The 25,868-nt window shown below is 63.1% G+C and carries 25 protein-coding genes; 14 read left to right on the forward strand and 11 right to left on the reverse strand.

Translation table 11 applies throughout. The features are described 5' to 3' along the window. Positions 1-5 precede the first annotated feature (5 nt). The 4 genes from GST84_20540 (at position 6) to GST84_20555 (ending at position 3,122) form a co-directional block, all read left to right on the forward strand. Entirely contained in the window at positions 6-362 is a 357-nt protein-coding gene (locus tag GST84_20540; GenBank protein XGB14585.1) for an ArsC family reductase, read from the forward strand. 31 nt (positions 363-393) lie between these two features. Beyond that, the gene (gene dapD / locus GST84_20545) at positions 394-1,428 is read left to right on the forward strand and encodes a 2,3,4,5-tetrahydropyridine-2,6-dicarboxylate N-succinyltransferase (GenBank protein XGB14586.1); all 1,035 of its coding nucleotides are present in this window, start codon (positions 394-396) and stop codon (positions 1,426-1,428) included. An 81-nt stretch (positions 1,429-1,509) separates the two neighbouring features. Beyond that, positions 1,510-2,715, forward strand: coding sequence for an aminotransferase class V-fold PLP-dependent enzyme (locus GST84_20550; GenBank protein ID XGB14587.1), 1,206 nt, complete (start codon positions 1,510-1,512; stop codon positions 2,713-2,715). Next, positions 2,712-3,122, forward strand: a complete 411-nt coding sequence (locus tag GST84_20555) for a SufE family protein (GenBank protein ID XGB14588.1) — start codon at positions 2,712-2,714, stop codon at positions 3,120-3,122. The genes GST84_20550 and GST84_20555 overlap by 4 nt, the downstream gene beginning before the upstream one ends. Positions 3,123-3,225: 103 nt before the next feature. Here GST84_20555 and tcdA read toward each other — a convergent pair whose 3' ends face one another. Then, positions 3,226-4,041 (reverse strand): tRNA cyclic N6-threonylcarbamoyladenosine(37) synthase TcdA, encoded by an 816-nt coding sequence (gene tcdA, locus GST84_20560; GenBank protein ID XGB14589.1) that lies wholly within the window; start codon positions 4,039-4,041, stop codon positions 3,226-3,228. A 113-nt stretch (positions 4,042-4,154) separates the two neighbouring features. On the opposite strand from tcdA, the gene GST84_20565 reads away from it, so the two are divergent. The 4 genes from GST84_20565 to GST84_20580 all read left to right on the forward strand — a co-directional run bounded on the left by GST84_20565 (position 4,155) and on the right by GST84_20580 (position 9,295). Next, a complete protein-coding gene (locus GST84_20565) occupies positions 4,155-6,746 on the forward strand; it encodes a glycosyltransferase (protein XGB14590.1) in 2,592 nt (863 codons plus the stop codon). Between the two features lie 190 nt (positions 6,747-6,936). After that, positions 6,937-8,088, forward strand: coding sequence for a succinyl-diaminopimelate desuccinylase (dapE, locus tag GST84_20570; protein ID XGB14591.1), 1,152 nt, complete (start codon positions 6,937-6,939; stop codon positions 8,086-8,088). Then, complete coding sequence (locus tag GST84_20575) at positions 8,088-8,900, forward strand: methyltransferase domain-containing protein (GenBank protein ID XGB14592.1); 813 nt, start codon at positions 8,088-8,090, stop codon at positions 8,898-8,900. Before dapE ends, GST84_20575 begins: the two co-directional genes overlap by 1 nt. A gap of 17 nt (positions 8,901-8,917) precedes the next feature. After that, on the forward strand, positions 8,918-9,295 hold the full coding sequence (locus GST84_20580) for a hypothetical protein (GenBank protein ID XGB14593.1): 378 nt from the start codon (positions 8,918-8,920) through the stop codon (positions 9,293-9,295). Between the two features lie 122 nt (positions 9,296-9,417). Here the strand turns inward: GST84_20580 and GST84_20585 are convergent, their stop codons facing one another. Further along, the gene (locus tag GST84_20585) at positions 9,418-9,627 is read right to left on the reverse strand and encodes a cold shock domain-containing protein (GenBank protein ID XGB14594.1); all 210 of its coding nucleotides are present in this window, start codon (positions 9,625-9,627) and stop codon (positions 9,418-9,420) included. 233 nt (positions 9,628-9,860) lie between these two features. Between GST84_20585 and plsB the strand changes: the two genes are divergently transcribed. From plsB to GST84_20600, 3 genes are all read left to right on the forward strand, one after another. Further along, complete coding sequence (gene plsB, locus GST84_20590; protein ID XGB14595.1) at positions 9,861-12,347, forward strand: glycerol-3-phosphate 1-O-acyltransferase PlsB; 2,487 nt, start codon at positions 9,861-9,863, stop codon at positions 12,345-12,347. A gap of 76 nt (positions 12,348-12,423) precedes the next feature. Next, on the forward strand, positions 12,424-12,822 hold the full coding sequence (locus tag GST84_20595) for a hypothetical protein (protein XGB14596.1): 399 nt from the start codon (positions 12,424-12,426) through the stop codon (positions 12,820-12,822). Positions 12,823-12,855: 33 nt separating this feature from the next. After that, entirely contained in the window at positions 12,856-13,542 is a 687-nt protein-coding gene (locus tag GST84_20600) for a DUF4197 family protein (protein ID XGB14597.1), read from the forward strand. Between the two features lie 180 nt (positions 13,543-13,722). Here the strand turns inward: GST84_20600 and GST84_20605 are convergent, their stop codons facing one another. Beyond that, positions 13,723-16,788 carry an AcrB/AcrD/AcrF family protein gene (locus tag GST84_20605; protein XGB14598.1) on the reverse strand — a complete coding sequence of 1,022 codons (3,066 nt, stop codon included), beginning with the start codon at positions 16,786-16,788 and terminating at the stop codon, positions 13,723-13,725. 6 nt (positions 16,789-16,794) lie between these two features. Beyond that, entirely contained in the window at positions 16,795-17,895 is a 1,101-nt protein-coding gene (locus GST84_20610) for an efflux RND transporter periplasmic adaptor subunit (GenBank protein XGB14599.1), read from the reverse strand. A 175-nt stretch (positions 17,896-18,070) separates the two neighbouring features. Between GST84_20610 and GST84_20615 the strand changes: the two genes are divergently transcribed. Both GST84_20615 and GST84_20620 read left to right on the forward strand, forming a co-directional pair. Then, entirely contained in the window at positions 18,071-18,712 is a 642-nt protein-coding gene (locus tag GST84_20615; GenBank protein ID XGB14600.1) for a TetR family transcriptional regulator, read from the forward strand. Positions 18,713-18,996: 284 nt separating this feature from the next. Continuing rightward, positions 18,997-19,887, forward strand: coding sequence for a hypothetical protein (locus GST84_20620; GenBank protein ID XGB14601.1), 891 nt, complete (start codon positions 18,997-18,999; stop codon positions 19,885-19,887). 56 nt (positions 19,888-19,943) lie between these two features. Here the strand turns inward: GST84_20620 and GST84_20625 are convergent, their stop codons facing one another. Further along, positions 19,944-20,720, reverse strand: coding sequence for a class I SAM-dependent methyltransferase (locus GST84_20625; protein ID XGB14602.1), 777 nt, complete (start codon positions 20,718-20,720; stop codon positions 19,944-19,946). A 104-nt stretch (positions 20,721-20,824) separates the two neighbouring features. On the opposite strand from GST84_20625, the gene GST84_20630 reads away from it, so the two are divergent. Continuing rightward, a complete protein-coding gene (locus GST84_20630; protein XGB14603.1) occupies positions 20,825-21,445 on the forward strand; it encodes an energy transducer TonB in 621 nt (206 codons plus the stop codon). A gap of 2 nt (positions 21,446-21,447) precedes the next feature. Here GST84_20630 and GST84_20635 read toward each other — a convergent pair whose 3' ends face one another. From GST84_20635 to GST84_20660, 6 genes are all read right to left on the reverse strand, one after another. Further along, positions 21,448-22,137, reverse strand: a complete 690-nt coding sequence (locus GST84_20635; GenBank protein ID XGB14604.1) for an extensin — start codon at positions 22,135-22,137, stop codon at positions 21,448-21,450. After that, entirely contained in the window at positions 22,137-22,967 is an 831-nt protein-coding gene (locus GST84_20640) for an isocitrate lyase/phosphoenolpyruvate mutase family protein (protein XGB14605.1), read from the reverse strand. Before GST84_20640 ends, GST84_20635 begins: the two co-directional genes overlap by 1 nt. A 28-nt stretch (positions 22,968-22,995) precedes the next feature. After that, the gene (locus GST84_20645; protein XGB14606.1) at positions 22,996-23,865 is read right to left on the reverse strand and encodes a DUF72 domain-containing protein; all 870 of its coding nucleotides are present in this window, start codon (positions 23,863-23,865) and stop codon (positions 22,996-22,998) included. A 3-nt stretch (positions 23,866-23,868) separates the two neighbouring features. Continuing rightward, on the reverse strand, positions 23,869-24,159 hold the full coding sequence (locus tag GST84_20650) for a hypothetical protein (protein XGB14607.1): 291 nt from the start codon (positions 24,157-24,159) through the stop codon (positions 23,869-23,871). Positions 24,160-24,290: 131 nt separating this feature from the next. After that, positions 24,291-24,965, reverse strand: a complete 675-nt coding sequence (gene tsaB / locus GST84_20655) for a tRNA (adenosine(37)-N6)-threonylcarbamoyltransferase complex dimerization subunit type 1 TsaB (GenBank protein ID XGB14608.1) — start codon at positions 24,963-24,965, stop codon at positions 24,291-24,293. A gap of 140 nt (positions 24,966-25,105) precedes the next feature. Further along, positions 25,106-25,756: an adenylate kinase gene (locus GST84_20660; GenBank protein XGB14609.1), complete on the reverse strand. Its 651-nt coding sequence runs from the start codon at positions 25,754-25,756 to the stop codon at positions 25,106-25,108. Positions 25,757-25,868: the final 112 nt, after the last annotated feature.

Here is a 25,868-nt window from a genome sequence, read left to right on the forward strand (position 1 = left end):
CCCCAATGTACACAATGACCTACACGCTCTACGGCATCAAAGCCTGTGACACCATGAAAAAGGCGCGTACCTGGCTCGAAGACAAAGCCATCGCCTACGAATTTCACGACTACAAGACCCAAGGCATTGACCGTGACAGCCTGAACCGCTGGTGCGACGAACACGGCTGGGAAGTCATCCTCAACCGTGCCGGCACCACCTTCCGCAAGCTGGACGACGCCAGCAAGGCAGACCTCGACCAGGCCAAGGCCGTCGAGCTGATGCTGGCCCAGCCGTCGATGATCAAACGCCCGGTGCTCGACCTTGGCGCGCGTACCCTGGTTGGCTTCAAGCCCGACCTGTACGCCGCTGCCCTGGCCTGAGCCCCTACCCTATTTCGCACGAGGTAATCACATGTCCAATACCCTGTTCAGCCTGGCCTTTGGTGTCGGCTCCCAGAACCGCCAGGGCGCCTGGCTGGAAGTGTTCTACGCACAACCCCTGCTCAACCCGAGCGCCGAACTGGTTGCTGCAGTAGCCCCTGTTCTCGGTTACGAAGGTGGCAACCAGGCCATCGCCTTCAGCAACGCCCAGGCCGCACAACTGGCCGAAGCCCTGAAAGGCGTGGACGCTGCCCAGGCCGCCCTGCTGACCCGTCTGGCAGAGAGCCACAAGCCGCTGGTCGCCACCCTGCTGGCCGAAGACGCAGCACTGAGCTCGACCCCAGAGGCCTACCTCAAGCTGCACCTGCTGTCGCACCGCCTGGTCAAGCCGCATGGCGTAAGCCTGGCCGGCATCTTCCCGCTGCTGCCGAACGTGGCCTGGACCAACCAGGGCGCGGTCGACCTGGCCGAACTGGCCGAACTGCAACTGGAAGCACGCCTGAAGGGCGAGCTGCTGGAAGTGTTCTCGGTGGACAAGTTCCCGAAAATGACCGACTACGTGGTCCCGGCCGGCGTGCGTATCGCCGACACCGCCCGTGTGCGCCTGGGTGCCTACATTGGCGAAGGCACCACCATCATGCACGAAGGCTTCGTCAACTTTAATGCTGGCACCGAAGGCCCGGGCATGATCGAAGGCCGCGTTTCCGCTGGCGTATTCGTCGGCAAGGGCTCGGACCTGGGCGGCGGCTGCTCGACCATGGGCACCCTGTCCGGTGGCGGCAACATCGTCATCAAAGTCGGCGAGGGTTGCCTGATCGGCGCCAACGCCGGTATCGGTATTCCGCTGGGCGACCGCAACACCGTCGAAGCCGGCCTGTACATCACCGCGGGCACCAAGGTGAACCTGCTGGACGAGAACAACGAACTGGTCAAAGTGGTCAAAGCCCGCGACCTGGCCGGCCAGACCGACCTGCTGTTCCGCCGCAACTCGCTCAACGGCGCAGTTGAGTGCAAGACCCACAAGTCGGCCATCGAGCTGAACGAAGCGCTGCACGCTCACAACTGAGAACCTTGCCGGGTTTGAGGTGTTAAGATCGGGTCTGGCGCCAATGCACCAGACCCGATTTTCATTCCAGGCCTCGCAAACATGTTCCAGCCCTCTCCCTGGCGTGCCGACTTCCCCGCCATCGCCGCCCTGCAACGGCAGCACCAGACCTATCTGGACAGCGCCGCCACCACCCAGAAGCCGCAAGCCTTGCTCGATGCCCTGAGCCATTACTACGGCCATGGCGCGGCCAACGTGCACCGTGCCCAGCATTTGCCCGGTGCGCTGGCGACCCAGGCCTTCGAAACCAGCCGCGACAAGGTCGCCGCCTGGCTCAATGCCGCAGACTCGCGGCAGATCGTGTTCACCCACGGCGCCACCTCGGCACTGAACCTGCTGGCCTATGGCCTGGAACACCGCCTGGAAGCCGGTGACGAAATTGCCGTCAGTGCCCTGGAGCACCATGCCAACCTGTTGCCCTGGCAACAGCTGGCGCACCGGCGCAACCTGCGCCTGGTGGTGCTGCCATTGGATGCCCATGGTCGTATCGACCAGGACCAGGCACTGCAACTGATCGGCCCACGCACCCGGGTGCTCGCCATCAGCCAGCTGTCCAACGTGCTGGGTACCTGGCAGCCGCTGCCAGCGCTATTGGCCCATGCCCGCGCCCAGGGCGCGCTGACGGTGGTCGATGGCGCCCAGGGCGTGGTGCATGGCCGCCATGACGTGCAGCAACTGGGTTGCGACTTCTATGTGTTTTCCAGCCACAAGCTGTACGGTCCGGACGGCGTCGGCGTGCTCTATGGCCGCAGCCAGGCTCTGCAGCTGTTGCGCCACTGGCAGTTCGGTGGCGAGATGGTGCAGTTGGCCGAGTACCACAGCGCCACCTTCCGTCCCGCCCCCTTGGGCTTCGAAGCGGGTACGCCGCCCATTGCCGGGGTGATCGGCCTGGGCGCGACACTGGACTACCTGGCCAGCCTCGATGCCCATGCGGTCGCAGCGCATGAAGCCAGCCTGCACCAGCACCTGCTGCGTGGCCTGGGCGACCGCGAGGGCGTGCGGGTGTTGGGCGCACCGCAGACGGCACTGGCCAGTTTCGTCATCGAGGGCGTGCACAACGCTGACATCGCCCACCTACTGACTGAACAGGGCATTGCCGTGCGCGCCGGTCACCACTGTGCCATGCCACTGCTGAAGGGGATGGGGCTGGAGGGCGCGATACGGGTGTCACTGGGTTTGTACAACGATAGCGATGACTTGCAGCGTTTCTTCGACGCGCTGGACCAAGGCCTGGAGCTGTTGCGATGAGCCTGCAGGAACAGGCGCAGCAAGCGCTGGAAGCTTTTCAACAGGGCAAAGGCTGGGAACAGCGTGCGCGGCTGCTGATGCAGTGGGGTGAACGGCTGGACCCGCTGGATGACGCCGAAAAGACCGAGGCCAACCGGGTGCATGGCTGCGAGAGCCTGGTGTGGCTGGTGGCCGAGCAGGTCGAGGGCGTGTGGCGGTTCAAGGCCAGCAGCGATGCCCGCTTGTTGCGTGGGCTGCTGGCGCTGTTGCTGGTGCGGGTGCAGGGACTGGCCAGTGAGGAGCTGGCCGGGCTTGATCTGCGCGAGTGGTTTACCCAGCTCGGGCTGGAGCGCCAATTGTCGCCGTCGCGCAGCAATGGGCTGCATGCAGTGTTGCAGCGGATGGCGGAGTTGGCGTCCAACCGCTGAATCGGCGGTTTCTTCGCGGGCCTGCCCGCTCCCACAGGTACGGCATCATGCTTGAGAGAGGCAATACCTGTAGCGGCCGGCCCTGCGAAGATGCCCAGGCGGTCTATTCAGGCTTGACCCGTTCCGACGGCCGGCGCGCGCCGGCCACCAGCTTCTCGATCGCCTTGCTCGCCGCCACCATGCCAAAGGTCGCGGTCACCATCATCACCGCTCCAAAGCCCCCCGAGCAGTCCAGACGCACGCCCTCACCGACAAAGCTCTTCTGCAGGCAAACGCTGCCATCACCCTTGGGGTAACGCAGCTGTTCGCTGGAGAACACGCACGGCACGCCATAGTTGCGGCTGACGTTACGCGAGAAGTTGTAGTCGCGGCGCAGGGTTGAGCGTACCCGCGAGGCCAGCGGGTCGTTGAAGGTCTTGTTCAGGTCGGCGATCTGGATCTGCGTCGGGTCGATCTGCCCACCCGCGCCACCGGTAGTGACAATGGCAATCTTGCGCCGCCGACACCAGGCGATCAGCGCCGCCTTGGCCATGACGCTGTCGATGCAGTCGATCACGCAGTCGAGGTGCTCGGTGATGTATTCGGCCATGGTCTCGCGGGTGACGAAGTCGGCCACCGCATGCACCGTGCACGCCGGGTTGATCGCCCGCAGGCGCTCGGCCATGACCTCGACCTTGGGCCGCCCCACCTGCCCTTCCAGCGCATGGGCCTGGCGGTTGGTGTTGCTGACACAGACATCGTCCAGGTCAAACAGGGTGATTTCGCCCACGCCGCTGCGGGCCAGCGCTTCGGCCACCCACGAGCCCACACCGCCGATACCGACCACGCCCACATGGGCCAGGCCCAGCCGTTGCAGCCCTTGGTCGCCATACAACCGGGCAACGCCGGCAAAGCGTGGATCTTCTGTGCTCATGTTCATACCCCAAAAAACCGGCGCGCATTATATGCCAGTGAGCCCCTGCCCTGCATCGTTAGGAAAGAGACTGCCAACCCTGCTTTAATGTCCTATCACTTCGACATGAATGGACGACGATGTCTTCACGTAAATTCGGCCTGAACCTGGTAGTGGTGCTGGCCATCGCCGCACTGTTCACCGGGTTCTGGGCACTGATCAACCGCCCGGTCTCCGCCCCCGCCTGGCCAGAACAGATCTCTGGCTTTTCGTATTCGCCGTTCCGCCTGGGCGAAAGCCCACAGAAGGGTCAGTATCCCACTGACGACGAAATGCGCCAGGACCTGGAGCAGTTGAGCAAACTGACCGACAGCATCCGTATCTATACCGTGGAAGGCACCCAGGCCGACATCCCGCGCCTGGCTGAGGAGTTGGGCCTGCGGGTAACACTGGGGATATGGATCAGCCCGGACCTGGAGCGCAACGAGCGCGAAATCGCCACGGCCATCCAGTTGGCCAACACGTCGCGTAGCGTGGTGCGGGTGGTGGTCGGCAACGAGGCGCTGTTCCGGGAAGAAGTCACACCGGAAAACCTGATCAAATACCTGGACCGGGTACGCGCAGCTGTAAAGGTGCCCGTAACCACCAGTGAACAATGGCACATCTGGAAGGAACACCCCGAGCTGGCCAGGCACGTCGACCTGATTGCGGCGCACATCCTGCCCTACTGGGAGTTCGTGCCGATGAAGGATTCGGTCGAGTTCGTCCTCGACCGCGCCCGTGAACTGAAGCGCCAGTTCCCGCGCAAACCCCTGCTGCTGTCGGAAGTCGGCTGGCCAAGCAACGGCCGCATGCGCGGTGGTGCCGATGCCACACAGGCCGACCAGGCCATCTACTTGCGCACCCTGGTCAACACCCTCAACCGCAGGGGCTATAACTACTTTGTCATTGAAGCCTATGACCAACCCTGGAAAGCCAGCGACGAAGGCTCGGTAGGCGCCTACTGGGGGGTCTACAACGCCGAGCGCCAGCAGAAGTTCAACTTCGACGGCCCCGTGGTGGCGATCCCGCAGTGGCGGGCCCTGGCAGTGGCGTCGGTGGTGCTGGCAATGATCGCCCTGACGGTGCTGTTCATTGATGGCTCGGCCCTGCGCCAGCGTGGCCGGACCTTCCTGACGTTCATCACCTTCCTGTGCGGGTCGGTGCTGGTGTGGATCGCCTACGACTATAGCCAGCAATACAGCACCTGGTTCAGCCTGACCGTGGGCGTGCTGCTGGCCCTTGGCGCGTTGGGCGTGTTCATCGTGCTGCTCACCGAGGCCCACGAACTGGCCGAGGCGGTATGGATACACAAGCGGCGCCGCGAGTTCCTGCCCGTGCAGGCCGACAGTGCCTACCGGCCCAAGGTGTCGGTGCATGTGCCGTGCTACAACGAGCCACCTGAGATGGTGAAACAAACCCTCGACGCCCTGGCCGCCCTGGACTACCCCGACTACGAAGTGCTGGTGATCGACAACAACACCAAGGACCCGGCCGTTTGGGAGCCGCTCAAGGCCCACTGCGAGAAGCTTGGCGAGCGCTTCAAGTTCTTCCACGTCGCGCCTCTGGCCGGCTTCAAGGGTGGCGCGCTGAACTACCTGATCCCGCACACGGCCAAGGACGCCGAAGTGATCGCGGTAATCGACTCGGACTACTGCGTCGACCGCAACTGGCTCAAGCACATGGTGCCGCACTTCGCCGACCCGAAAATTGCCGTGGTGCAGTCACCGCAGGATTACCGCGACCAGCACGAAAGCGCCTTCAAGAAGCTGTGCTACAGCGAGTACAAGGGCTTCTTCCACATCGGTATGGTCACCCGCAACGACCGTGACGCGATCATCCAGCACGGCACCATGACCATGACCCGGCGCAGTGTGCTGGAAGAACTGGGCTGGGCCGAGTGGTGCATCTGCGAGGACGCCGAACTGGGCCTGCGCGTGTTCGAGAAAGGCCTGTCCGCCGCCTACGCCCACAACAGCTATGGCAAGGGCCTGATGCCTGACACCTTCATCGACTTCAAGAAGCAACGCTTCCGCTGGGCCTACGGCGCCATCCAGATCATCAAGCACCACGCCAGCGCACTGCTGCGCGGCAAAGGCAGCCAGCTGACCCGTGGCCAGCGCTACCACTTCCTGGCCGGCTGGCTACCGTGGATCGCCGATGGCATGAACATCTTCTTCACCATCGGCGCGCTGCTGTGGTCGGCGGCGATGATCATCGTGCCGCATCGGGTCGACCCGCCGCTGATGATCTTTGCCATCCCGCCGCTGGCGCTGTTCTTCTTCAAGGTCGGCAAGATCGTCTTCCTGTACCGCCGAGCGGTGGGGGTGAACCTCAAGGATGCCTTCGCAGCTGCACTGGCCGGGCTGGCACTGTCGCACACCATCGCCAAGGCGGTCCTGTATGGTTTCTTCACCAGCAGCATGCCGTTCTTCCGCACGCCGAAGAATGCTGACAGCCATGGGTTGCTGGTGGCGATTTCCGAAGCGCGTGAAGAGCTGTTCATCATGGTGCTGCTGTGGGGCGCGGCGCTGGGCATCTACCTGGTTCAGGGGCTGCCGAGCTCGGACATGCGCTTCTGGGTGGCGATGTTGCTGGTGCAGTCGTTGCCATATGTGGCAGCGCTGGTGATGGCATTTCTGTCGTCGCTGCCCAAGCCCGCAGAAAAGGCTGCCGAAGCGCAGCAGGCTTGAAGTTGCCTGGGCTGACCTGTGCAGCCCATTCGCGGGCACGCCCGCTCCCACAGGCCTGCCACAGGCATTCAGAGCTGCGCGGTACCTGGTGGAGCGGGCGTGCCCGCGAATGGGCCGTGCTGCCCGAAATCATTTGATATAAGATAACGCCCCTCAGATTTCCCCGCCTTGCCTTGCCCCGGAGTCCCCCATGACGGCCCCTGCCGAGCTCTCGCCTACCCTTCAACTGGCCTGCGACCTGATCCGTCGCCCCTCGGTCACCCCCGTCGACGCCGATTGCCAGGCGCAGATGATGAAACGCCTGGGTGCCGTAGGCTTCCAGCTGGAGCCGATGCGCATTGAAGACGTCGACAACTTCTGGGCCACCCACGGCAGCCAGGACGGCCCGGTACTGTGTTTTGCCGGCCACACCGACGTGGTGCCCACCGGCCCGGTCCAGCAATGGCAGCATGAACCCTTCGAGGCGCTGATCGACGCCGACGGCATGCTCTGCGGCCGTGGCGCCGCCGACATGAAGGGCAGCCTGGCGTCCATGGTCATCGCCAGCGAGCGCTTCGTGCAGGACTACCCGAACCACCGCGGCAAAGTCGCGTTTCTGATCACCAGCGACGAGGAAGGCCCGGCTCACCACGGCACCAAGGCGGTGGTCGAGCGCCTGAAAGCGCGCAACGAGCGCCTGGACTGGTGCATCGTCGGCGAACCGTCCAGCACCACCTTGCTGGGTGACGTGGTCAAGAACGGTCGCCGTGGTTCACTGGGCGCCAAGCTGACCATACGCGGCAAGCAGGGCCATGTGGCCTATCCGCACCTGGCGCGCAACCCGATCCACCTGGCCGCCCCGGCCCTGGCGGAACTGGCTGCCGAGCACTGGGACGAAGGCAACGCGTTCTTCCCGCCAACCAGCTTCCAGATCTCCAACGTCAATTCCGGCACCGGCGCCACCAACGTAGTCCCGGGCGAGCTGACCGCGCTGTTCAACTTCCGTTTTTCCACCGAGTCCACCGTTGAAGGCTTGCAGGCGCGGGTGTCGGCGATTCTCGACAAGCATGAACTGGACTGGTCGGTCGACTGGGCGCTGTCGGGCCTGCCGTTCCTGACCGAGCCAGGCGAGCTGCTCGACGCCGTAGCGGCCAGCATCAAGGGCGTCACCGGTCGCGATACCCAGCCCTCCACCAGCGGCGGCACCTCCGATGGACGCTTCATCGCAACCATGGGCACCCAGGTGGTCGAACTCGGCCCGGTCAACGCTACGATCCACCAGGTTGACGAGCGGATCCTTGCCAGTGACCTCGATCTGCTGACCGAAATCTACTACCAGACCCTGGTCCGGTTGCTCGCCTGATGCTTGCCTGCCCGCTTTGCCAAGCGCCGCTGAGCCGGCTCGACAATGGAGTGGTGTGCCCGGCCGGCCACCGCTTCGACCGCGCCCGCCAGGGTTACCTGAACCTGCTGCCGGTGCAGCACAAGAACAGCCGAGACCCCGGTGACAACCAGGCCATGGTCGAGGCCCGCCGCGACTTTCTCGACGCCGGCCATTACGCGCCAGTCGCCCGCCGCCTGGCCGAGCTGGCCGCCGAGCGCCAGCCAGGCGCCTGGCTGGACATCGGCTGCGGCGAGGGTTACTACACCGCACAGATCGCCCAGGCCTTGCCGGCCGCCGACGGCTATGCGCTGGACATCTCCCGCGAAGCGGTCAAGCGTGCCTGCCGCCGAGCACCGGCGGTCACCTGGATGGTCGCCAGCATGGCCCGCGTGCCGCTGACCGACGCCAGCTGCCAGTTCATCGCCAGCGTTTTCAGCCCGCTTGACTGGGCCGAGGCCAAGCGTTTGCTCAGCCCCGGCGGCGGCCTGATGCGGGTCGGCCCGACCAGCGGCCACCTGATGGAACTGCGTGAAGTGCTCTACGATGAAGTACGCCCTTACGCCGACGACAAGCACCTGGCCCTGGTCCCTGAAGGCATGGCCCATGCCCACAGCGAAACCCTCGAGTTCCGCCTGAGCCTGGCCGCGCCCAAGGCCCGCGCCGACCTGCTGGCCATGACCCCACACGGCTGGCGCGCCAGCGCCGAAAAACGGGCCCGGGTGATCGACCAGGCCGAGCCGTTCGAGGTCACGGTTTCCATGCGTTATGACTATTTCGTGCGCCAAGACTGAGCACACCCGGAGCCCTTATGCGTCAACCTGATATCGAGATCTACCTGAAGGACGCCGACGTCGACCACAAGCAGATTGCCGAGTGGCTCGCCCAGGCAATCGGCCCGTGCACCGAGTGGAAGCAGAAAGGCCATACCTTCAAATGCCAGGCCGGTAACATTCCGGTCACTTGGTTACCCAAGGCTGTAGGGAAATGGAACAGCCTGTACCTGGAAAGCGACCAGACGCCGTGGGCCGATGACGTTGCCTGCGCCCGCGCCGCATTTGCCGCGCTGGGTGTGGAAGTGCGCTGCGCGCCGGGTGGCTGGGTCGAGGAAGACGGGGAAGAAGATGCTGACCGCTGGGTCCGCATCAGCGCCGACGGTGAAGAGGAAATCACCTGGCGTACATCATGAAACGGCAGGCTTGCTCGTTTCTGTAGGAGCGGGCTTACCCGCGAACACGGGCCTCGCCCGTGGCAGCCACCGTAGTGGCTGCTTCGCGGGCAAGCCCGCTCCTACGGCTTGAAACCAGAGGCTCAGAGGCCCACTACGTCTTCGGCTTGCAGGCCTTTCTGGCCCTGCACGCAGGCGTACTCCACCCGCTGCCCTTCGACCAGGGTACGATGCCCCTCACCGCGAATCGCCCGATAGTGGACGAACACATCCGCACCACCTTCGCGCTGAATGAAGCCATAACCCTTGGCATCGTTGAACCACTTTACATTCCCAGTCTCACGAGACGACATCTGAACTACTCCGGATTTTTATTGTGAAGATCGCCTTGCAGGCACGAGGTCACATGCCCCGTGCCAACGCCGCTTGCTGAAATATCCTGCAAGTGGCAGGCCGAGTATATGACACAGAACAAAAAAAATTGATGACGGTCCCGTCGTTGGCCGAATTTTGCTGAACTTACGCCGATACGGCAGACTAAATAGCAGAATACTCACCTGAACATCACACCCAGGGCACACACCCCATGACCCGTTCCCCCCTGCACCGCCTGATATTCGGCGGCCTGCGTCGCCTGTTGTACCTGTGGGTGCGCTCCGAGACCATCAACCAGTCTTCCATGACCCTCAACCTCGACCGCAGCCGGCCGGTGTTCTATGCGCTGCCCTCGCCCGCGCTCACCGACCTGGCCGTGCTCGACCACGAGTGCACCAAGGCGGGGCTGCCGCGCCCGGTGCTGCCGGTAGCCGTCGGCCCACTGCAGGAACCCGCCGCGTTCTTCTACCTGACCCCCGACCCGGACTGGCTCGGCCGCCAGGACAAAAGCGGCGCCCCGCCCACGCTCGAGCGCCTGGTGGCTGCCGTCAGCCAGCATGCCGAAGAAGATGCGCAGATCATTCCTGTCAGCGTGTTCTGGGGCCAGACCCCGGCCAGCGAGTCCAGCCCCTGGAAGCTGCTGTTCGCCGACAGCTGGGCGGTAACCGGGCGCCTGCGCCGGCTGCTGACCGTACTGATCCTGGGGCGCAAGACCCGGGTACAGTTCTCCGCGCCAATCCACCTGCGCGAACTGGTGCAGCACAACAAAGGCCACGAGCGCACCGTGCGCATGGCCCAGCGCCTGATGCGCGTGCACTTTCGCAACCTCAAGACTGCCGTCATCGGCCCGGACATCTCGCACCGACGCACCCTGGTCAAAGGCCTGGTCCATGCCCCGCAAGTGCGCCAGGCGATTGCCGACGAAGCACAGCGCGAGAACCTGCCGCTGGCCAAAGCCGAGGCCCAGGCATTGCGCTATGGCAACGAGATAGCCTCGGACTACACCTATACCGCCATCCGCTTCCTCGAAGTGGTGCTCAGCTGGTTCTGGAACAAGATCTACGACGGCATCAAGGTCAACCACATCGAACAGGTGCAGGGTATCGCCCCTGGCCATGAAGTGATCTATGTGCCGTGCCACCGCAGCCACATCGACTACCTGCTGCTGTCGTACCTGCTGTTCCGCAACGGCCTCACTCCGCCGCACGTGGCTGCAGGCATCAACCTCAACATGCCGGTGGTGGGTAACCTGCTACGCCGTGGTGGCGCCTTCTTCATGCGCCGCACGTTCAAGGGCAACCCGCTTTACACGGCAGTGTTCAACGAGTACCTGCACACCCTGTACACCAAGGGCTTCCCGGTCGAGTACTTCGTCGAAGGCGGCCGCTCGCGTACGGGGCGCATGTTGCAGCCGCGCACCGGGATGCTGGCCATTACCCTGCGCAGCTTCCTGCGTTCGTCGCGTACGCCAATCGTGTTCGTGCCGGTGTACATCGGCTACGAACGCGTGCTCGAAGGCCGTACCTACCTGGGCGAACTGCGCGGCGCCAGCAAGAAGAAGGAGTCGGTGTTCGACATCTTCAAGGTGTTCGGCGCACTCAAGCAGCGCTTTGGCCAGGTTTACGTGAACTTCGGCGAACCCATCCGCCTGGCTGGTTTCCTCGACCAGCAGCAGCCCGGCTGGCGTGAACAGGATCACGGTCCGCAGTACCGTCCGGACTGGCTCAACGCTACTACTGCTCGCCTGGGAGAAACCGTGGCCCGTCACCTCAACGAGGCAGCCGCCATCAACCCGGTCAACCTGGTGGCCCTGGCACTGCTGTCCACCAGCCGCCTTGCCCTGGACGAACGCGCCCTGACCCGCGTACTCGACCTGTACCTGGCGCTGCTGCGCCAAGTGCCCTACTCGCCGCATACCACCCTGCCCGAGGGCGACGGCCAGGCACTGATCGAACATGTACGCAGCATGAACCTGATGGCCGAGCAGAAGGACGCCCTGGGCCGCATCCTCTATCTGGATGAAGGCAATGCGGTACTGATGACCTATTACCGCAACAACGTGCTGCACATCTTCGCCCTGCCGGCGCTGCTGGCCAGCTTCTTCCTCAGCAGTTCACGCATGAGCCGTGAACTGCTGGGCCAGTATGTGCACGCGCTGTACCCGTACCTGCAGGCCGAACTGTTTCTGCGCTGGACGCCAGAACAGCTGGACGAAGTAATCGACCAATGGCTGGTCGCGTTGGTGGAACAGGGCTTGCTGCGCCAGGACAACGATCTGTACGTGCGCCCGGCGCCCAGCTCGCGGCAATTCGTGTTGCTGACCCTGCTCGCCCGTACCATCACCCAGACCCTGCAGCGCTTCTACATGGCCACCTCGCTGCTGATCAACAGCGGGCAGAACAGCCTGAGTGCCGAAGCGCTGGAAGACTTGTGCGTGATGATGGCCCAGCGCCTGTCGATCCTGCATGGCCTGAATGCTCCGGAGTTCTTCGACAAGACGCTGTTCCGCCACTTCATCCAGACCTTGCTCGAGCAAGGCGTGCTGCACGCCGACGCGCAAGGCAAGCTGGGTTATCAGGACAAGCTCGGCGAGCTGGCCGAGGGCGTGGCCAAGCGTGTGCTGTCGGCCGAGCTGCGCCTGTCGATCCGCCAGGTGGCCCTGCACCGTGACGACGGGCTGGAAACTTCGGCCCTCTAACGGTTCATCGGTCGGGAAAATCCGCTAAAGTCCCTGGGGTTGGCCACAAGCCAGCTCCAAGGACACCGGAGATTCCATGAAAAAGCTCTTTATGCTGTGTTGCGCATCCCTGCTTGCAGCCTGTTCCAGCCAAAACCCACACAGCCAGGCCAGCCTGGACGGTGAAGTCTTCTACCTGCAGCGTATTGCCCTGCCGCCTGCCGCCACCCTGAGCGTGGAACTGCAGGATGTGTCACTGATGGACGCCCCTGCCGTAACCCTGGCGCGCCAGGCCGGCCCGGTCAAAGGCAACGTACCACTGCCGTTCCATCTCACCTATGATCCCGCGCAGGTCAAGCCTGGCCACCGCTATGCGGTGAGCGCGCGCATCGAGCTGAATGGCAAGTTGCTGTTCATCAACACCGAACAGCACGCTGTCGCGCTCGATGGCAGTGACCCGCAATCGGTACGCATCAAGGTAGACCAGGTTCGCTGATACCCGTACTCATCCGTTTACAAGGAAAGCTTCATGATCCGCACTTCCCTGCGCTTCACCACCCTGTGCGCCGGCCTGCTGCTGTCGGCCAGCGCCCTGGCCCTGTCGCTCGGCGACCTCAGCCAGAAAGACGCCACCGGCGGCCTGAAGGACGCCCTGACCCAAGGTGCGCAACTGGCCGTCAAGCAACTGAGCACCCCAGGCGGCTTCAGCAACAACCCGGACGTGCGCATCGAGCTGCCAGGCAACCTGGGCAAAGCTGCCAAGGCGATGAAAATGTTCGGCAAGGGTGAACAGGTCGAAGCCCTGGAAACCAGCATGAACAAGGCCGCCGAGGCTGCCGTGCCGCAGGCCCAGGCAATTCTGGTGGAGGCCGTGAAGAACATGAGCGTGACCGATGCCAAGGGCATTCTCAGCGGCGGTGACGACTCGGCCACCCAGTACCTGAACAAGAGCAGCCGCGAGCAGATCCGCGCCAAGTTCCTGCCAATCGTCAAGCAGGCCACCGACAAGGTTGGCGTGGCCCAGCAGTACAATGCCTTCGCCGCCCAGGCCAAAGGCCTGGGGCTGGTCAAGGATGACGCCAATATCGAGAACTACGTGACCGAGAAGGCGCTGGATGGCCTGTTCGAGATGATCGGCAAGCAGGAGCAGAGCATTCGCCAGAATCCGGCAGCCGCAGCTACCAGCCTGGCCAAGAAGGTTTTCGGCGCGCTGTAGGAGCGGGTTCACCCGCGAAAGGGCCGGGCCTGCTGGCCAATTTTCACCAGCCGTTCACCGTTGCTGCCGCTACCGTATTCGCGGGTAAACCCGCTCCTACACTGATCGAAAAGCCTGCGCGGTCCTCTGTAGGAGCGGGTTCACCCGCGAAGGGAGGGCCAAGCCCTCCCCCTGCGGTCTTCAGCCCTTCTTCACCCTGAACCACGCCGCATACAACGCCGGCAGGAACAGCAGTGTAAGCACCGTGGCCACGATCAGCCCACCCATGATCGCCACCGCCATCGGTCCATAGAACACACTACGCGACAACGGGATCATGGCCAGCACCGCCGCCAGCGCGGTCAGCACGATCGGCCGGAAGCGCCGCACCGTAGCCTCGATGATCGCCTGCCAACGCTCCATCCCCGCTGCGATGTCCTGCTCGATCTGGTCCACCAGGATCACCGAGTTGCGCATGATCATCCCCGCCAGGGCAATGGTGCCGAGCATGGCGACAAAGCCAAACGGCTGGCGGAACACCAGCAGGAACAGGGTCACACCAATCAGCCCCAGCGGCGCGGTGAGGAACACCATCACCGTGCGCGAGAAGCTGCGCAGCTGGATCATCAACAAGCTCAGCACTACCACGACGAACAGTGGCATACCGGCATTCACCGATTTCTGCCCTCGCTCGGAGTCCTCCACTGTGCCGCCCACCTCCAGCAGATAGCCATCGGGCAGCTTGGCGCGGATGTCCTGCAAGGTCGGCAGAATCTGCTTCACCAGCGTCGCCGGCTGCTCCTGGTCGTAGATATCGGCACGCACGGTCACCGTCGGCAAGCGGTTGCGGTGCCAGATGATGCCTTCTTCAAAGCCGTACTCCAGGGTCGCCACCTGCGACAGCGCCACGCTTTGGCCATTGTCGGTAGGCAACGCCAGGCTACCCAGGTTGCCCAGGTCACTGCGCTCCTGGAGGGTGCCGCGCAGCAGGATCTCGATCAGCTCATTGTCCTCGCGGTACTGGCTGACCGTGGTGCCGATCAGCGAGCTTTGCAGGAAGCTCGCCAGGTGCGCGGTGCTCACACCCAGCGCCCGGGCGCGGTCCTGGTCGATTTCGAGGAACACCGCCTTGCTGGGTTCCTCCCAGTCCAGGTGCACGTTCACCACATGCGGGTTCTCGCGCACTTTGTCAGCCACTTCACGGGCCAGTGCACGGGCCTTCTCGATATGCTCGCCAGTGACCCGGAACTGCACCGGGTAGCCCACGGGCGGGCCATTCTCCAGGCGCGTGACCCGGGCACGCAGGTCGGGGAACTGCTGGTCCACAGTGCTGATCAGCCAACTGCGCAGGCGCTCGCGGTCCTCCATAGACTTGGCCAGCACCACGAACTGGGCAAAGCTGGCTGCCGGCAGTTGCTGGTCCAGCGGCAGGTAGAAGCGCGGCGAACCGGTGCCCACATAGGCCACGTAGTTGTCGATACCGTCCTGCTGCTTGAGCAGCGCCTCCAGCTGCTTGACCCGCTTGGCGGTATTGGCCAGCGAGGCGCCTTCGGCCAGCTTCAGGTCAACCATCAACTCCGGACGCCCGGAGGCCGGGAAGAACTGTTGGGGCACGAAGCGGAACAGCAGGATGCTGCCGATAAAGGCGGCAACGGTCAGCAGGATCACCGTCTTGCGCCGCCGTACGCACCACTCCACCAGCCGTCGCACACGCTGGTAGAACGGGGTGGCGTAGGGGTCTGGCGCATGGCCGTCCTTGCCATGGCGTGCGGCATGCAGCTTGGCCAGGTCGGGTAGCAGGCGCTCGCCCAGGTAAGGCACGAACACCACAGCCACCACCCACGAGGTCAGCAGAGCGATGGTCACCACCTGGAAGATCGACCGGGTGTATTCGCCCGTGCTGGAGGCTGCGGTGGCAATCGGCAGAAAGCCTGCTGCCGTGATCAGCGTACCGGTGAGCATCGGGAAGGCCGTACTTGTCCAGGCATAGCTTGCTGCCTTGAGGCGGTCGTAGCCCTGCTCCATCTTGATCGCCATCATCTCCACGGCAATGATCGCGTCGTCCACCAGCAAGCCAAGGGCCAGCACCAGTGCGCCGAGGGAAATCTTGTGCAGGCCGATGCCGAAGTAATGCATGGCGGCAAAGGTCATGGCCAGCACCAGCGGAATGGCCAGCGCAACCACCAGGCCAGTGCGCAGACCCAGCGAGAAGAAGCTCACCAGCAGCACAATGACCAGCGCCTCGACCAGCACCTGGACGAATTCCCCCACGCCAGCCTTCACCGCCGCCGGTTGATCCGAAACCTTGCGCAGCTCCATGCCGGCCGGCAGGCTGTGCGCCAGGCGCTCGAACTCGCCTTCCAGGGCCTTGCCCAGAACAAGGATATCGCCACCGTCTTTCATCGACACTGCCAGGCCAATGGCATCCTCGCCCATGAAGCGCATGCGTGGTGCGGGTGGGTCGTTGAAGCCACGGTGCACCTCGGCGACATCGCCAATCCTGAAGGTGCGATCACCCACGCGAATGGGGAACTGACGGATCTGCTCGACGCTGTCGAAACGCCCGCTCACCCGCAGATGCAGGCGCTCGCTGGGCGTCTCGAAGAAACCGGCGGTGCTCACCGCGTTCTGCTCTTGCAACGCCTTCTGTACGGCTTCCAGCGGCACGCCGAGGGTGGCCAGCTTGAGGTTGGACAGCTCGATCCAGACTTTCTCGTCCTGCAGGCCGATCAGCTCGACCTTGCCCACATCCTTGACCCGCTGCAGCTGGATCTGGATACGGTCGGCGTAGTCCTTGAGCACCGCATAGTCAAAGCCTTCGCCAGTCAGCGCATAGATATTGCCGAAGGTGGTGCCGAACTCGTCGTTGAAGAACGGGCCCTGGATCTCCGGCGGTAAGGTGTGGCGAATGTCCGCAACCTTCTTGCGGATCTGGTACCACAACTGGGGGATGTCCTTGGAATGCAGCGAGTCGCGGGCCATGAAGGTGACCTGCGATTCGCCGGGGCGGGAGAATGAGACAATCCTCTCGTACTCACCGGTTTCCATCAGCTTCTTCTCGATGCGCTCGGTCACCTGCCGCGCCACTTCTTCGGCGCTGGCGCCCGGCCACAGGGTGCGGATGACCATGGCCTTGAAGGTGAATGGCGGGTCCTCGCTCTGGCCAAGCTTGGTGTACGACATGGCGCCAATGGCGGCCAGCAGGATCATCAGGAACAGGACGATCTGGCGGTTGCGCAGCGCCCAGGCAGAAAGGTTGAAACCCATCGGGACTTACTCCTTGGCCGCCAGGTTCACTACACGGTTGCTGCGGTCCACAGGGCGTACCTCCTGGCCCTCGCGCAGTACATGGCCACCAGCGGCAACCACCCAGTCACCCGGGTCCAGGCCTTCGAGTACCGGCACACTGTCGCTGCCATACGCCCCCAGCCGCACCGTCGCCCGCTCCAGGCGGCTTTCCTTGTTCACCCGCCAGACATAGGCCTGACCGTTTTCCGAAGTCACTGCCGACAGCGGTACCGACAGCGGGATCAGCCCATCCTTGGCGATAAACACCCGGGCGCTCTGGCCCAGCTCAGCCGGAACGGCGGCCGTGGTAAAGGCGACGCGCGCCGCGAACGTGCGCGAACGCGGGTCGGCAGCCGGTGACAGCTCGCGAATGCGCCCCTGGAAACGCGCCTGCGGGTGCGACCAAAGCTCCACGCTCACCGGTTGGCCCACAGCGAAGCGAGCGAACTGCTGCTCCGGCAGGCCGATGGCCACTTCTCGCTCGCCATCGGCGGCGAGGGTAAACACGGTCTGCCCGGCGGCGACCACCTGGCCCACTTCAACCTGGCGCTTGGCGATCACCCCGGCCTGCGGCGCACGCAGCACGGCATATTCGGCCTGGTTGCCAGCCACATCGAACTCGGCCTTGGCCTGCTTCAGACGGGCAAGGCCTGCGCGGTAGAGGTTTTCGGCATTGTCGTACAGGGAATGGCTGACCATCTGCCGTTCCAGCAGCTTCTGGTAGCGGTCGCGCTCGGCGCGCACCAATGCCAGGTTGGCCTCGGCAGCCGCCAGCTGGGCGCGATTGGCTTCAAGTTGCAGGCGCACGTCCTGCGGGTCCAGCTCGGCCAGCGGCTGGTCGGCCTTGACCCGCTGCCCCTCCTCCACCAGGCGCTTGCTGACCTTGCCGCCAATGCGGAAGGCCAGCTCCGGCTCGAAGCGCGCGCGCACTTCGCCGGGGTAACTGTCGGCAGCGGCTTCGGCCGGCTGCGGCTGCACCACCAGCGCCGGGCGCGGCGCAGCGGGTGGGGCGGCTTCCTGGCCACATGCCGCCAGAAGCAGGGCAGCAGCGGCGGGCAGAGCGATGGACAAGGCATGGCGCAACATGATGAATCCTTTCGCGGAGTGCACATTTAATATTTGTACTGACGGGTATATTAAATCAGCGCAACGATGCCGGGAAGGGTGTGCGCGGGTTTTTCAAGCGTGCGGTGAGCAGGTAATGCAGCCTGGCTTTCGCCGGATGGCGCCTGACCCGTTAAGATGGTGATCCTTCAACCAGATGCAGACCACAATGTCCAACGACGCACCCATCGGCCCGGGCCGGCCCAAGGACCTGGCCAAGCGCGAGGCAATTCTCGAAGCGGCCAAGACGCTGTTCCTCAGCCTTGGCTACGCCAACACCAGCATGGATGCGGTCGCTGCGGCGGCAGGTGTTTCAAAGCTCACTGTGTACAGCCACTTCACCGACAAGCAGACCCTGTTCTGCTCGGCGGTCATGGCCACCTGCCAGATCCAGTTGCCTGACCTGCTGTTCGAGTATCCCGAGGGGGTACCGGTGGAAGAAGTGCTGCTGACCATTGCCCGCAACTTCCAGGCGCTTATCAGCAGTGACGAAGCGATCAAGCTCAGCCGCCTGATCATGGCCCAGGGCAGCCTGGACCCGAGTTTTGGCGAGTACTTCTACGAAGCCGGGCCCAAGCGCGTGCTCGCTGGCATGGAAGCGCTACTGCGCGGGGCACATGAGCGCGGGCTGCTGCGCATCGACAACCCCTTGAGGGCGGCGGAGCACTTCTTCTGTCTGGTCAAAGGGGCACCGGATTACCGGTTGCTGCTGGGTTGCGCGGGGCCGCTGGAAGGCGATGAAGCCGAGGCGCATGTGCGCGAGGTGGTGGGGGTGTTCTTGCGGGCGTTCCAGCCCTGAAAACACTATCATCAGGCATGCGCAATCCCCTGGAGCGGCCTTGTGTCGCGATAGGGCCGCAAAGCGGGCCCGACAATACTCGCGACATCATGGAATCCCGGGGCTGCCTTGCAGCCCTGTCACGATAGAAGGCCACTCCTCCTTGGAGCAGGTACAGCCAATCAGCTAGGGCTGTCCCTAAATAGGTCCGTCAAACCAATAATCATACCTAGCATTTTTACCAGTATACGATGCGCCACTCATCCAGCATGCTTATATCAACCTTGCGCATGAGTACATTCGCCATGACATCAGAAAAGCTACAGCTTTTTTATAAAGGCAGCAACATTGCCACGATGCACACTCACGATTATCACCGTGCAGTTATCAGCGGCAGCGGCCAAAATCTATGCGAAATATCAAGCCAAAATCCACAAGTACGTTTATTGGCTACCGACGCGCAAAACTCAACCGTCTGCATTGCGTCTAAAAGCCTTAGCCCAATCGCTTACAGTCCATATGGCCAAGACAGTTTGGCAGCAGGTAGCCTGGCACTACCCCGATTTACGGGACAATGGTGGTTACCCACGGCGATCGGCTACATGCTGGGAAGCGGTTACCGAGTTTTCAATCCAGCGTTGATGCGCTTTTTCAGTCCAGACAACTTATCCCCCTTTGAAAAAGGGGGAATAAATGCCTATACATACTGTGAAAGTGAGCCAATAAACAATATCGATCCTTCGGGTCACTTTCTGATGCGAACCTTAAAAAGATTAAAGGGAATCCACAGAAGTCAGCTGTATTCCAAACTAAACAGAATGGAGGCCCAACGCAACAGCGGGAAACCGCTTAGCAAGGAAAACAGTTTCGGAAGAAGAAAATATCGTGAACTTAAAAAATTAGCCGATAGAGACCTGGCTGACTCTAAAAAACGTTTAGAACATATCGAGAACATACAGAAAGAAGTAGACAAAGAGATACTCGCCAACCCCAGCGCATATAATGAAAAGGTAATATGGAAAGCCAACGCCACAATAAGTGCTGCATTCGAAGCACCAGCAGTAGCACATGCCGACGATTTAGCTACGCAGGAACTGCTCAGTGAAATGGCAGTTGGATTATACAAGGGTAAGACGCGCTACTATCTACCACCCTCCACCCCTACATCCATAAGGCAGCCCAAAGCTACGCCATAGATACGTGCACTGAGAAAATTTTTTTCAACTCAGTGCAACATTCCCCTGCAAAAACACTATCCCTTCAAAGCCTTCTTCGGATAGATGTCATACCGGCTCGACTTGCCTTCCAGGCTATGGCTGGGCTTCGGCCCGTCGATGATTGGCGCCTTGCGCGGCCGCTTAACCACCACCCGGTGGCTGGCCAGTGCCAGGGCGGCTTCGAGCAGGGCCGGTGCATCCAGGTCATCGCCCACCAAGGGCCGGAACACGCGCATTTCCTTTTTCACCAGGGCGCTCTTGTCGCGGTGTGGGAACATCGGGTCGAGGTAGATCACCTGCGGCGCCTCCCCTTCCCAGGCGCGCATGCGCTCGATGGCGTTGCCGGTCAGCAGGCGCATGCGCCCGACAATCGGGCCCACTTCTTCGTCCGCTCGCGCCCGCGCCAGGCCGTCCTCCAACAGCGCGGCAATCAGCGGCTGGCGCTCGATCAGGGTCATCTGGCAGCCAAGGCTGGCCAGCACGAACGCGTCCTTGCCCAGCCCCGCCGTGGCATCCAGCACCTGCGGCCGGATACCTTGGGCAATGCCCACAGCCTTGGCGATCATCTGCCCGTTGCCACCGCCAAACTGGCGGCGATGCGCAGCCTGGCCTTCGACGAAGTCCACACGCACCGGCCCGGGCGCCTGCGGGCCCAGTTGCTGAATCTGCAAGCCGTCGGCGCCCACCTGCACCGCGAAGGCGGCGGTATCGTCCTGCAGCGGCAGGCCCAGGCGTTCAGCCCACGCCCTGGCCTGTTGCGCATACTCAGCTGCCATTGCCTCGACCCTGATACCCGTGCCTTGCTCTTCCATCGTTCACACCCGAAAAATCAAACCAAGCCCTTAATGAATCGGCAGCCACGGCCGATACAGGCAATATCCCGCTATTCTGCCAGAGCACAGCGCGCACGACTGCCATGTCAGATACTCTTCCCATCGGCTTGACCTATTTGTCGCCTGTCGGCAACTACAGTCAGCACAACACCCAGGCACTCGGGGGCGTCAGCCACCTGTGGCAGGATTTCTTTGCCCGGGCGATGGCCGAGCAGCAGGAAGAGCCCGTAGACGGCGTCAGCCAGTCGTTCGTGCAGTACGACCAGGACAGCGGTGAACCCATCGGCGGCGCCCGTGCACTGGCGTTGATTGACGCCCAGCGCGCCTGCCCGGTGCAAGACACCGTGGTGGCACCGCCCGAGCCGCTGTTCCTGCCCAAGGCCGAGCTCGAGGCCAAGCTGCTACCACCCGCGCCCGAGCCGTTCAGTGCCATTGAACTGATCGAGCAGCAGCGCCAGCTCGACATCAACAACAGCTGGCTGCGTCCGGTGGTAATGAGCCAGGGCCAGCCCATTGCCGAGCCCGGCCCTGCCCCCACGCCACGGTCACTATTCCTGCCCATTGCCGAGTTCGAGACGAACCTGCTGGACCCGGCGCCCGAACCGTTCGACGACGCCACCCTGGCCAAGCAGCAAAATGACCTGGAGTTCGACATCCACTGGGCGCGCCCAGTGGTGCTGAACAACGTGCGCGCGTACGCCTGAGGCTAACGACAGATCTGCCAGCGCCCCATGTCCACGTGAAAGTGGTTGCGGTGCGCAGCGTTGTAATCCGGCCCCAGTACCGTGCTGAAGCTCTCGCAAGCCACCCGCTGCACCCGACGCAGGAATTCGGCCTTCTGCCCACCCGCCTGCCAGTCACGCGCCAGCACGATCCGCTGGCCGTCCTGTAGACGGAAACCGCTGATGTCCAGCGCATTGGCCGTGGCGTGCTGGCTCAAACGGCCCTGCTTACGGTGGTAGACATTGCGGCAGGCAAAGCTGCCCAGGTGATCCACCTGCGTCACCGGTTGCCCAAACACCTCCTGCGCCGCCGGCTGCAAGCCATGGTTCTCGAACAGTGCATAGGCCACCGCCAGCGGGCAACTGGCCAGAAAACTGCTGCTCAACCGCGCCTGGCCGCCCTCGATGCGCCATACGTTCTGCAGCGGGCAGTTGGCCGAGGCCGGGCTGTCGGCTTGTGCCCGGTAACGCAGGTGGCTGGTTTCCAGCGCCTGCCGGCACAGCGCTGGGTCATCGCGCAAGCGTGACAGTTTGTAGGGGGTCAGCAGGTTGGGCGGTTGGCGCACGTCCAGCGGCGCCCAGGGGTTCCACAGGGCAGGCAGGCGCCAGCCAAAGTACCAGGCCAGGCCGGCCACCGTCAGCAGGCCGACCAGTAGCGCCAGCAATGCCCGCATCAGCGGCGGAACAGGTCGTTCAGCTGGGCAAACGGCATTGCCTGCTCACCATAGCCGAACGTGCCCTCTTCGCGAATTTCCAACGCGGCTCGGTGAAAGGCCCCGAGTGCAGCACGGGCCAGCGAGGAGCCGACGCTGATGCGACGCACGCCCAGGTCCTGCAACTGGTTGACGTTGAGCGGCACGCCCGCCGTGCCCATCAGCACATTCACAGGGCGCGGTGCGACTGCCTGCACCACGGCACGGACTTCCTCCACGGTACGCAGCCCCGGGGCGTAGAGCACGTCTGCACCGGCTTCGGCATAGGCTTGCAGGCGCAAGATGGTGTCGTCGAGGTCCATGCGCCCGTGTAGCAGGTTTTCTGCCCGGGCACACAAGGTGAACGGGAACGGCAGGCTTCGCGCAGCCTGCACGGCGGCGCGCACCCGCTCCACGGCCAGCCCGAAGTCATAGATGGGCGCATCACTGCGGCCACTGGCATCTTCGATGGAGCCGCCCACCAGGCCGACTTCGGCGGCACGCAGAATGGTCTGGGCACAGTCTTCGGGCAAATCGCCAAAGCCGTTTTCCAGATCGGCGGCCACCGGCAGCGCGGTGGCATCGACGATCTCGCCGGCATTGTCCAGTGTATCGTCCAGGCTCAAGGCGCCTTCGGCGTCTGGCCGGCCCAGGCTGAAGGCCAAGCCGGCACTGGTGGTAGCCAGTGCCTCGAAACCCAGGCTGGCGAGCAACTTGGCGGAGCCGGCATCCCACGGGTTGGGGATAACGAACGCGCCCTCGCGCTCGTGTAACGCCTTGAAGGCCTCAGCTCGCAGGGTTTGCACATCCATGGTTCAACCTCCGGCAGTCAGGGAAAGGTCAGAGTAATCCCAATTGTTCGACCTCAGGGGCGCGCGGCAATTCCGGCAAAGGTGCCAGGCCAGGCAGGCGCGCCATCAGGCGCTGATGGAAACGCTGGGCCAGCGCCGCAGCCAGGCGATTGTCCGAGGTGTGCAGGAAGATATAGGGATTGCGGCCTTCTTCAATCCAGGCGGCGACCTTTTCTACCCAAGGGCTAAGGAAGGCCTGATTGGCCTCCAGTTCCGGATGGCCGATGAAGCGAACCTGCGGATGCTGGCTGAAGGCTGCCGGACGGGGTGGTACCTTGGGCTTCTTCGACTGCGCATGCAGCACGGCAGGGTCGCGCGAGGTGCAACTGAACAACGCACGGGGGTCGAGGCAGATGCGCTCTACGCCGCGTTCGTGCAGCAGGCGATTGAGCAGGCGTTCTTCCTCACCCTTGGCAAAAAAGGCCTGGTTGCGCACTTCCACAGCCACCGGCACGGCGATCTGATCGAGGAAGTGACAGAGCTCACCCAGGCGCGCCGGGCCGAACTGGGCCGGCAACTGCAGCCAGTAGGGTGATACGCGCTGGCCCAGCGGGGCCATCAGCCGGGTGAAGTCGAAGGCAGGCTCAAGCTGGTCACGCAGGTCGCCCTCATGGCTGACATCCCGCGGAAACTTGGCAGTGAAGCGAAAGTGCTCGGGCATGACTTGCGCCCAGCGGGCAATGGTCCCGGGCGCGGGACGTGCATAGAAAGTGGTGTTGCCTTCGACGGCGTTGAAGACCTGACTGTAGAAGCCAAGCATTTGATTACTGTTAGCGTCAGCGGGGTACAGGTAGTCTCGCCAGGCGTTTTCGCTCCACGACGGGCAACCGAGAAAGTAAGGCAGTGGTGACGGATTCATCCATCAAATGTACAGGTCGAGCCCCAGTACTTCCATGTCCCAGTCGGTAAAACCGGCAGTGCTCAGGTAGCTGGCCAGTGCGGTGGCGGTACGGCGGTCACGGGCACGAGGGAAAACCATGTCCTGCTGCCGGGCTGGCAGTCCACCACCAGGGCGGCGGGCAGTGGTTTCCTGCGGGGCGGCTTCTGCCTCCTCGATTACCTCGGCATCGTCGATGGCCTGGTCACGCACCGCTGCTTTGCGCGAGGCGCGCTTGAGCGGGTAGGACTGCGATGAGAAACCGTCGATACGCATGGCATGAGCACTCAGGACCAATGATGGCAATTTAGCAGCATCAGGGTTCCGTCGCTAATGCTTGAGTGATAACTGGACCACAGATCGCGAAAAAGGTTTTAGCGTGTTCGGCGATAACCGACGAACAGCACTCAGTGCTTCTTGGGCGTGGCTACATTATCGCGCAGATAAACCGGCTGCGCCTGCTCGGCGACGATTGCCTCGCCGCGCGCCCAGGCGAAGGTGGCCAGGCTGAGGACGTCCAGGGCATTGGGCAAGGCGCCAGGGTTGCTCGCGGCCACCTGAACCGCCAAGCGCTCGGCATAGCCCCATCCGGTACCGGCACCGAACCACTCGCCATTGCTGCCTGCCGGCAGCGCCACCTGCTCGGGCGGTAACACGGCTTCACGGCCGACCAGGCGCATTTCGCCCGCCGTGGCCTGGTAGCAACCCCAGTACACTTCATCCATGCGTGCATCGATGGCCGCTGCCACCTGCTGCACGCCATGCTCGCGCAATGCACCCTGGGCCAGTGCGGCCAGGTTGGACACCGGCAGCACCGGGCGTTCGAGGGCAAAGGCCAGGCCTTGCACCACACCGATGGCAATTCGCACGCCAGTGAACGCGCCCGGGCCACGGCCAAAGGCAATGGCATCCAGCGCATTCAGTGCCACGCCAGAGTCGGCCAGCAGTTGCTTGATCATCGGCAGCAGCTTCTGGGCATGCATGCGCGGGATCACCTCGTAGTGGCTGGTTACCTTGCCGTCATGCAGCAGCGCGACGGAACAGGCTTCGGTGGCGGTATCCAGGGCCAGCAGGGTGGTCATCGAACGGGTATCCAGGTGCGAATGAAAAAGAGCGGCAGTATAGAGCAGCAGCGGCGTTGTGTCCCGAGGGGGCCGCTGTGCGGCCTACAAACGACAACGGCCCGCAAGCGGGCCGTTGTCGAGGTGCGTCAGGCGCCGGTTCAGCTCAGGGCTGCCAGGACCTTGGCGGTGATGGCTTCAACCGAGCCGACACCTTCGATGTGGCTGTACTTCGGCTTGCCGCCATTGGCAGCCGACAGCTTCTGGTAGAAATCCACCAGCGGCTTGGTCTGGCTGTGGTAGACCGACAGGCGATGGCGAACGGTTTCTTCTTTGTCGTCGTCACGCTGGATCAGGTCTTCACCGGTCTCGTCGTCCTTGCCTTCCACTTTCGGCGGGTTGTACTGAATGTGGTAGGTACGGCCCGAGGCCAAGTGCACGCGACGGCCAGCCATGCGGCCAACGATTTCCTCGTCGTCCACGGCAATTTCGACCACGGCATCGATGTCGACACCGGCAGCGACCATGGCTTCGGCCTGCGGGATGGTGCGTGGGAAGCCGTCGAACAGGCAGCCGTTGGCGCAATCAGGCTGGGCAATGCGCTCCTTCACCAGGCTGATGATCAACTCGTCGGAGACCAGCTGGCCGGCATCCATGACTTTCTTCAGCTCCAGGCCCAGCGGGGTACCGGCCTTGACGGCGGCACGCAGCATGTCACCGGTGGAGATCTGTGGAATACCGAACTTTTCGGTGATGAACTTTGCCTGAGTACCTTTACCGGCCCCGGGAGCTCCCAGCAGAATTACGCGCATCTTGTGCTCCTCAAATTTTTTTATGAAATTCAATGGATTCGGCAACCAGGGCCAAGTCCGGAAAATCGGGTATGACCATAAATCGGTCAGAAGGCTGCTCAAGATACACAGC

Origin of the sequence: Pseudomonas putida (genome assembly GCA_041879295.1) — a bacterium.
In the GTDB taxonomy this organism is placed as follows: Bacteria; Pseudomonadota; Gammaproteobacteria; order Pseudomonadales; family Pseudomonadaceae; genus Aquipseudomonas; species Aquipseudomonas putida_Y.